The 9767-nt window shown below is 39.7% G+C and carries 5 protein-coding genes and 1 pseudogene; 3 read left to right on the forward strand and 3 right to left on the reverse strand.

Annotated elements, in window-relative coordinates; all coding sequences use genetic code 11:
• From FFR48_RS21265 to FFR48_RS21275, 3 genes and pseudogenes are all read right to left on the reverse strand, one after another.
• Positions 1 to 137, reverse strand: a pseudogene (locus FFR48_RS21265) (photosystem II q(b) protein); the annotation flags it as partial.
• Positions 138 to 686: 549 nt separating this feature from the next.
• Complete coding sequence (locus FFR48_RS21270; RefSeq protein ID WP_137668757.1) at positions 687 to 2186, reverse strand: MBOAT family O-acyltransferase; 1500 nt, start codon at positions 2184 to 2186, stop codon at positions 687 to 689.
• Positions 2187 to 2319: 133 nt separating this feature from the next.
• Positions 2320 to 5346 carry a DUF1574 domain-containing protein gene (locus FFR48_RS21275; protein ID WP_137668758.1) on the reverse strand — a complete coding sequence of 1009 codons (3027 nt, stop codon included), beginning with the start codon at positions 5344 to 5346 and terminating at the stop codon, positions 2320 to 2322.
• A gap of 217 nt (positions 5347 to 5563) precedes the next feature.
• Between FFR48_RS21275 and FFR48_RS21280 the strand changes: the two genes are divergently transcribed.
• The 3 genes from FFR48_RS21280 (at position 5564) to FFR48_RS21290 (ending at position 9581) form a co-directional block, all read left to right on the forward strand.
• Positions 5564 to 5782 carry a hypothetical protein gene (locus tag FFR48_RS21280; protein ID WP_096571918.1) on the forward strand — a complete coding sequence of 73 codons (219 nt, stop codon included), beginning with the start codon at positions 5564 to 5566 and terminating at the stop codon, positions 5780 to 5782.
• Between the two features lie 286 nt (positions 5783 to 6068).
• On the forward strand, positions 6069 to 9206 hold the full coding sequence (locus FFR48_RS21285) for a phosphoenolpyruvate carboxylase (protein ID WP_137668759.1): 3138 nt from the start codon (positions 6069 to 6071) through the stop codon (positions 9204 to 9206).
• Between the two features lie 123 nt (positions 9207 to 9329).
• Positions 9330 to 9581 (forward strand): hypothetical protein, encoded by a 252-nt coding sequence (locus FFR48_RS21290; RefSeq protein ID WP_096572847.1) that lies wholly within the window; start codon positions 9330 to 9332, stop codon positions 9579 to 9581.
• Positions 9582 to 9767 lie beyond the last annotated feature (186 nt).

Here is a 9767-nt window from a genome sequence, read left to right on the forward strand (position 1 = left end):
GTGGTTGCTGCTAAGAGGGTGGGGATCATTAATACACCGAACCAGCCGATATAAAGGCGGTTGTTGGTGCTGGTGATAAATTCACAGAAACGATCCCATACGTTGGCGCTTTGGCGCTGTTGAATGGTTGTGGTCATTTTATGAGTGCGATGTTTTCGTTAAAAACACAGGTAATTTCTTTCCTGTTCTTATAAAGTTAGCATAAGTTTACGAGTTTTGTAACATTGATTATTTTATTAAAATTTATAAAAGTAATAACTTTTACTTATTATTAAGTTTACAAAACTTTAGATTTGTTTAGAAATTAGGATCAAAGCGATTTACTAAAGTAGCTACTACAATCATTGGCAACCCAACAACGAAACAGATTAACCATTAGACATCTCCAGAAAAGAAATTATGGAACCTATTTATGGGGGCTTTATGGGGTCAGGTCGAAGCATTTGGGATATCTAGATATCTGATTTTTACCTTAAATTATCGCCCATAAGCTTCGCCCCTACAACTTATGACAAATTAATACATTCTATTTTGGAGAGGTCTGGGGCAGTCCGTTCGCGTACATCCACAGCCTAAAGTACGATAAAGTATCTCCACCAAGTTCCGATACTTTATCGGGCGTGGTTTTGGCTCACTCGATTTTCTTATAATTAATTGGATTGGATATTTTTTTTATTTGGAAGTCCCTAAAAATCAAAGTAGATATAAGGTAAACTGCCTTCAGGAGCTAGTAACCAAACTGCATAGAAACATAAAGGTACAAAAACCAGTTTTATCGGCCAACTCAACTCTAATTTCATGCTTTGTTTAAAGCCATAAGCTATACTCATGACAACAACGATCAACACCAATGACCATGTTAGTTGGTGAGGAGTGCTGTTTAAGGCTTCGACATAGACTTTTTCAATAAACTGTGAATCCGCACTATGACCCCAAAGGTGTTGTATAACTAAAGCAGAATCTTGAATATTGGGGAGACGAAACCAGATCCAAGAGGTGAAAATCATGAACTGGGTTAACAACCAAGCGAAAATTATACCGACAGGGTTGTGCCAAAATAGGTAAAGAATTTTTGAGCGATCGCTCATAGCATCTGTGAGACGATGAACAGCTAAGGCCAAACCATGCAACGCACCCCACACTACAAAACCCCAGGCAGAACCATGCCAAATACCCGCTACTATCATCACAATGAATAAATTTAAGCAGGTACGCATCAACCCCTGACGAGAACCACCCAAAGGAAAGTAAAGATAATTACGTAACCAATCACCTAAAGTTATATGCCAACGTCGCCAAAAATCGGCAATGCTGGTACTGAAGTAAGGAAAATCAAAATTTTCTGGTAAAACTAAACCAAAAAGTAAAGCAGTACCACGGGCAATATCTACATAACCGTTAAAATCTAAATATAATTGTAAACCATAAGCCACAGTAGCTAACCACAAATCTGTGCTACCTGCTCTTGGTAAATTACCAAAACATAAATCTACAAAAATTCCTAGATTATCAGCGATAATGCCTTTTTTAACCGCACCTCTAGCAATTAACCATAAAGCTTCTGATAATTTATCAACATTAGGCAATTTTAGAGTATTGAGTTGAACTGCTAAGTTATGGTAACGGGTAATTGGTCCAGAAATTAATTTAGCAAAAAATAATTTATAGGCAGCAAATTTCACAAATTGTTCAGTAGCCGGCGCTCCACGATAAACATCTATTAAATAAGCAATACACTCAAATGTAAAAAAGGAAATTCCCAAGGGTGTAACTAATTTAAATGGGGCATCTGGAGAATTTATATTTATCTCAAATATCCATTTAAATATGATAGGTAGATATTTAAAACCTAATAACAATCCTACATTGAAAATAATCCCAAACCACAAAATTTTGAGACGGTTAAGATTCCAGTCAGATTGAGCAATTTGCCACTCTTCATTAGAAAGTTGCCAATCTTGGGAATGTTTACCTGGTGAGGTATTTTCCCCGATTTCCAAGCCTATACGAAAGTTAATAAAAGTAAGTACCAATAGTAATGGTAAGTATTGAATATTCCAAGATGAGTAGAATACAATACTAGCTACCAGTATTGTCCATAATCTTAATTTTTGTTCGCTTACAGTCCAGTAAATACAAAGAATACTCAGCAAAAACAGCGCGTAAAAAGGTGATATAAATTTCATTCTTTGGTTATTAGTTATTAGTGATTAGTTATTAGTGATTAGTTATTAGTGATTAGTTATTAGTCATTAGTCATTAGTTATTAGTTATTAGTCCCCAATCACCAATCACCAATCACCAATCCCCAATCACCATTTATTTAAAACTCCAGGGTATCATCGGATCAATAGCCAACCTTTTAGATAATTCATAAGCTCCGTAGCGGTTGAGGTGACTGGGGTCAGAAAAGTAGTCATGTGCTTTGAGCCAGATTTGGCTTAAATCGCGGTAGATAAAATTGCTATTAGTAGTGGAAGCATCTAACATATATTTTTGAAATTCTTGTTCATATTTTAACCGCACTGGGTCTAAATAATCTCCTGTTAATGGCATATTGACAAACACTAATGATATTTTTTTATTTTTGGTAAACTCTATCATTGATTTTAAAGCTGTGTCTTGATTACCTGCTAGTTGAAAATCTTTATAGTCATTGTCGTAAGCTCCAGCTACTCTGGGATGGTTTTGATAATATATAGCAGGATTAAAACGAATAGATAAGGGCAAGAAGCCATCAAAATCAACGGCTGCTTGGGAATTTTGCTCTTGTGTATCGCTGGTCAATTCGGTTTTTGAGTTGACTTGCTGAGAGTTATTAATAACTGGTAAATAGTTAAGTTGTTTTTGCAATAAAGCCTTGATTTGTCCCCGATTTTCATAGCTGGCAGATATACCAACTAAAGCTTGATTTAAAAAATCATTAGTCACTTGATAAGTATTAACATTTACTGGTGTATCTTTAGTTAGCTTATCTTTCACTGCATTTGCTTGTTGGCTGGATGAATTATTGTTAACAGGCTGTGTAGCTCTTTTTAATACCTCTTCATAGCCTTTGGAAGCAGCAATAGCATTAAAAGTGATATCTTTGCGATCACTATTGAAAGCTCTAGAACCATCTGCCCAAATAATCATTTTTGGTAATTCCGAGGGTTGTAAAACTCGACGAATGATAAATTCTACAACTTGGGCTGTAGCACCATTAATACCAAAATTAAATACGTCAACTTTGGGATAACCCTGAGTGGACAAGGCTTTAGAAAGGGCAACAGGATCAACTCCTCTCAAAGCACGAGAAGAACCGATAATTAGGACATCTGGTGGCTTTCCATCTGTTGCTAGACGCTGTTTATAAAGTGCGAATTGTTCATCTAATTGCCTAGCATTAAAACTGGGTAAATTTGATCTTGCAGCCAAGAGAATAGCAGTAGCATTGGCTTTTTGTTTTAATGGTGCGGCAGGTAGATTTGTTGATGGAGTATCATCAGCTGGGGTAAATGCAGAAGCATTAAAAGCAGAATTACCAAACTGAGAATATGTTGTGTTGTTATTGCTGGTAAAAAATGTTGTTCTTTGACTTTGATTTTTTTCTGATGTTAAAGAGACCTGAGACTGTGAGGATGGAGATGTTAAAACACCAGTAACTTTGGGTGTATTTTGTCCAATCTTAGTAGTAACGTCACCTAAGATCCAATCACTTTGGAGTACGAGTATTAATCCCAAAGCTACCCAGATGAAACTTCCCCAGAGTCCTTGTTCATCGGGATTTTGCTCAGTTGATTGGTTAGTTGCTGTAAACAGTTGGCTTGCTAAAAGTAAGTTTCTGACTTGTTGATGAGCAGTTTTCAGCCAATCTTGTGTTACTTCAGTTACCAAGTTTTGAACTTCCTGAGTTGTTAAATCAGGACGCAAAATTGGCTCTTTGGTTTCCTTAGGCAGTAAATCACTGACATATTCTACCGTAGCTGCAAATTCGGGTGTAGCTTCTGGTACTAATCTGTGGCGATGTCCAAAATCAACTCCATGATGCCAAACAGGTTCAGTATCACCGGCTCGGCGACCATAAATTCTCACACCAGTAACACCGACAATACTGAGTTGACGAATAAATTGGGTGACTTTGCTGGCTACTTGCTGGCGTTTGGGACAATTGGGCGCATCACACATAATGTGTAGTAAATCACCCTTACGCAGTAATAAAACGCGAATGCCGCCTGTTTTTAACCGCCAATCCATATCCTGATTTAACAGACGCTCCAGTAGGAAAATGATCGCTGGTTCATCCCCGGCAGCACCTAATTCTAAGCTGGATGTTGCTAAGGCGGGATGTTGTGCAGCGGGTAAAGATAACCAGTCTACCCAAGCAGGTTGTTTATCTTCTGTTTTTTGTCCGTAGACAGCAGCGGCCAGAATGCCTTGGGGTGCGATTTTTTCTAACTGAGAGATAATTAAAGGTAAACAAACTTCCTTTTCTGGTGCAGGAGCATTTTTTAAAGGGTCAACTGCTGGAGTACAAAAGATATGTAAGGTAAATTCTTTTAAAGAAGCTTGAACGGTAACTTGGAAATCTGATAAAACTTCAGTTAACAAACGAGCGATCGCTTGTATATCTCCCCAGCGCGCCCATTCTTTGAGCATGGTTTCCGGTGGGGTTAAATCCACCCTTAACCGCCAATCTGGCTCACTTTCACCCCGAACTTGGGAGACAATAACAGCATCTTGATAACCAGCCAGCTTGAGATGTCGTAACTGTTGGGCTACTGGTTCAGCTAATAATGTGGCATCAGGACTATAAGTTGATTGGCAAAATATCCAGAGACGATTACCTGTTTTTTGAGAGTTGGCTTTAGACTCGTAGGGCTTGCTTTTAACCTGTACTGCTACACCCAACTTACTTAGGTTTTCACTCAGATAACGAGCGATCGCATCGGGGTTGCCTTGTCGTGCCAAACTTTCATTAGAGACGATCAGCGCCCCACCAGGTAGTCTGGATTTTTTGGTTTCTAATAAAAGTGCTTGTTCTGCTTGCTCTAGATGTCGATCTAATTGATTTAAATAGACTCTATGACACCATTGAGGACGATGTTCTCCTTTCTTTCGACCATAGACCAATACTTGGTATATTGAGGATTGTTCCTCATTTGTGAGACTATCTAAATCTGTTTGTCCAAGTGCTTGCAACAAGTCATAGAGTGTGTGCCAACGTTTTGGACAGTCTGTACCTTCACAAAGGATATGCAGGTCATTTCCTAGCAACCGAACTTTCACCCCGAAAGTGTTAATTCCTGTTGCTTGGCTTACCCACTGCACTAAGGTTTGCTGGCGATCTAGTAATAATGTTTTCATTATGAAGTTAACTTTAACAGGAAGCGAGGATTGGGGGATTTTGCCTGTACTTGTAAACTAGAACCATAGATTTATCACATTTTGCAGTTTCTTTTTAACAATTTTGTTACCATTGGAGCTTGCAAAATCGGCAAAGATAGTCTTACAAGGTTGCACGTCCTCTCAAGATTGAGTTTTGCGTCTATTTTACTCATCTGGCCATCATCAAGAATTAGCAATGTCATCTGTAACCCAACACCCATCACCCACCCCCGGATTAAATTGGCTCTTTTTTAGTATTCCCCAATCTGGTCTCTTACAAATAGCTACGGCATCTATGCTACTGCTACTTGTAGCAGATAAAGCAACTGGTGAAGCACTCAAAGCTATAGGAGAAGCTAGTGAAGAGGTATTTAGAGGCGATCGTCTACCTATTCTCAACTTCCCAGATCAGTAGTAACTAAACCAAAGCTAACAACATCTAACAACAGCTAACAACTATATATAACCATTTATTGGCTCTGGGTAATCCTCATCACTCAATTTATTCATTTTCTGATTGTGGTATTTCTTTGGTAATAGGTAATGGGTAATGGGTAATGGGTAATTATTATATTTTTCCCAATCACCAATCACCAATCACCAATCACCAATCACCAATCACCAATCACCAGTTCCCTGGTACAGCAAAAAGCAAAAAACTAAAATTGTAGGCATTAATTGGCTTTACTAGAGCAAAGAATATGGGTTCTATTTTATACTCCTCCTCGCCATCAGCGAATATCTACCCTATGTCTGAATTATTTTTACGTCATCGTCTACAGATAGTAGAAGAATTGTGGGAGTCGGTGTTGCGGCAAGAATGCGGCCAAAAAATGGTGGATCTATTACGGCAGTTGCGTGATTTGTGTTCACCGGAAGGACAAGCTACCAATGATCAAGCCTCGTCAGCTGTGGAACTAATTGAACAGCTAAATATTAACGAGGCCATTCGTGCTGCTCGTGCTTTTGCTCTTTATTTTCAATTGATTAATATCATTGAGCAGGAATATGAACAAAAGCAACAGTTAAGCCGCTATTCTGACTCAGACAGCATAGATCAGGAAAATATTCCCAATATTGTTTATTCGACTAACCAACGAGAAGACGACTTACCTGTTACTAAGTCATGGGGAGGAAATCCCATATCTCACAGTTGGACTGATACAACACCAGCTACACAAAAAGGTACATTTGCAGCTTTATTTCCTCTATTATTCAAACTGAATGTACCACCCCAGCAAATTCAGCGTTTAATTTCTCAACTAGATATTCGGTTGGTTTTCACCGCCCATCCCACGGAAATAGTCCGCCACACGATCCGCGATAAGCAGCGACAAGTAGTAAGTCTCTTACAACAGTTAGATAGCGCGGAAACTCGTTCTGGTGGCTATCCTTGGGAAGCAGCAGAGGTGAAAGAGCGATTATTAGAAGAAATTCGTCTATGGTGGCGTACTGATGAATTACATCAGTTTAAACCAACTGTATTGGATGAAGTAGATTATGCTTTACACTACTTCCAAGAAGTGTTATTTGATGGTATTCCCCAACTTTACAAACGTCTCACATACTCTCTAAAACAAACATTTCCTTGGTTAGAACCACCCAGTAAAAATTTCTGTTCTTTTGGTTCTTGGGTAGGTTCAGATAGAGACGGAAACCCATCGGTAACACCGGAAGTTACTTGGAAAACCGCTTGTTATCAGCGGAAAATGGTTTTAGAGAGATACATTCAATCGGTGAAGCATCTGATTGAATTATTAAGTGTGTCTATGCACTGGAGTGATGTACTTCCAGATTTGTTGGAGTCGTTAGAATTAGATCAATCTATTTTGAGTGATGTCTACGATGCGTTAGCTTTGCGTTATCGTCAAGAACCTTATCGCTTAAAGCTGGCTTATGTGTTAAGAAGGTTGGAAAATACCCGCGATCGCAATCTGGCTTTATATAATCGGGAAACACCAAGCAATGAAGATTCTCCCATGTATCGTTCTGGGGGGGAATTTTTAGCGGAACTGCGATTAATTCAACGCAATTTGACGGAAACAGGTTTAAGTTGTGGAGAATTAGATCATCTGATCTGTCAGGTAGAAATTTTCGACTTTAATCTTACCCAGTTAGATATTCGTCAAGAATCATCTCGTCATTCTGATACGATTAATGAAATTCTTGAATACTTACAAGTTTTACCCCAATCTTATAACGAACTCACAGAAGAACAAAGGGTAGCTTGGTTAACAGGAGAATTGCAAACCAGACGGCCGTTAATTCCCGCAGAATTACCATTTTCGGAAAAAACTAATGATGTAATTGAAACTTTCCGGGTGGTGCGATCGCTGCAACAAGAATTTGGCATTAACATCTGCCAAACTTACATTATCAGTATGTGCAGGGAAGTTAGCGATGTTTTGGAAGTGCTGCTGTTAGCGAAGGAAGCGCGGTTATTTGATCCAGCGATCGCTGTAGGAACTATTCGTGTTGTACCACTCTTTGAAACTGTAGAAGACTTACAACGCTCTAGAAGCGTGATGCGACAACTGTTTGAACTACCATTGTATCGTGCTTTCTTAGCTGGGGGTTATGCAGAAATTAACCCTGACAACTCCTCCCCATCTCCCCACACTTCGACACCGCCCTTCGACACCGCTCAGGACAGGCTCAGGACAGGCTCAGGACAGGCTCAGTACAAGTCGCTCAGTGCAAGTCTCCCTATTTCCCAATCTTCCATCCTCAACCCCAACTTGCAAGAAGTGATGTTAGGGTATTCTGACAGTAACAAAGATTCAGGCTTTTTAAGTAGTAACTGGGAAATTCATAAAGCCCAAAAATCCCTGCAAGGAATTGCGGAAGAATACGGTTTAAACCTGCGAATTTTCCACGGACGGGGGGGATCGGTAGGTCGTGGTGGTGGACCTGCTTATGAGGCGATTTTAGCCCAACCAGGACATAGTATTAATGGACGGATCAAGATCACTGAACAGGGAGAAGTTTTAGCTTCTAAATATTCTTTGTTGGATCTAGCTCTGTATCACGTTGAAACTATTACCAGTGCAGTTGTACAAGCTAGTTTGTTGAAAACCGGGTTTGATGATATTGAACCTTGGAATGAGATTATGGAAGAATTAGCTCATGCGTCGCGTCAACATTATCGCGCTCTCATTTACGAACAACCCGATTTTATCGACTTCTTCCATCAAGTTACCCCCATCGAAGAAATTAGCCAACTGCAAATTAGCTCTCGTCCAGCGCGACGACCATCTGGTAAAAAGGATTTAAGCAGTTTACGAGCGATTCCTTGGGTATTTAGTTGGACACAAACCCGATTCTTGTTACCTTCCTGGTATGGTGTGGGTACAGCTTTACAGGAGTTCTTGAACGAGCAACCGGAAGAACACTTAAAATTAATGCGTTACTTTTATGTCAAATGGCCTTTCTTCAAAATGGTGATTTCTAAAGCAGAAATGACCTTAGCGAAAGTAGACATGGAAATGGCGCGACATTACGTACAGGAATTGTCTAACCCTGAAGACAAACCTCGTTTTGAGAAAGTGTTTGAGCAAATTGCTAGTGAGTTCTATCTCACCAGGGATTTAGTCTTAAAAATTACCGGACACCAAAAACTTTTAGACGGTGATCCGATTTTGCAGCGTTCAGTACAGTTACGTAATGGAACAATTGTACCGTTAGGATTTATTCAAGTTTCTCTACTCAAGCGCCTACGACAGTACAAGAACAGCACCACACCAGGAATAATTCACTCTCGTTACAGCAAAGGGGAGTTACTGCGAGGAGCATTGTTAACTATTAACGGTATTGCCGCAGGAATGAGAAATACTGGTTGAAGAAGGTGACAGGTGACAGGTGACAGAAAGAAAGAGTGTAAGAGAAGATATTGTTATTTCTCCCAATCCCCCCATATCACCAATCACCAATCACCAATCACCAATCACCAATCACCAATCACAATGATCAAAAAACGCATTCTAATTTGTACTTTTGTAGCCCTATCATCTGGCTTTTTTGGTGGTTTAATGGCTGCACAAATTACTTCCATGTTGCATAACCAAAAATGTCAAACTCAAGGCTGGGGTTTCCAGCAAGTTTGTAATGTCGTAGTCACACCTGGAGCAATTTGGCAGGGTAGTATAGCTGGAATATGGACAGGTACAATATTAGGGGCGTTTGTTGGCGGGTCAATAGTACGTAAAAGTTATTAATTAGGGAATTGGGAATTGGGAATTGGGAATTGGGAATTGGGAATTGGGAATAGTTGATTAGAAAACATAAAATTGATTACCCAGTCACCAGTCACCAGTCACCAGTCACCAGTCACCAGTCACCAGTCCCCAGTCCCCAGTCACCAGTCCCCAGTCACCAGTCACCAGTCACCAGTCACCAGTCCC

Origin of the sequence: Sphaerospermopsis reniformis (genome assembly GCF_005402885.1) — a bacterium.
Classification (GTDB): Bacteria; Cyanobacteriota; Cyanobacteriia; order Cyanobacteriales; family Nostocaceae; genus Sphaerospermopsis; species Sphaerospermopsis kisseleviana.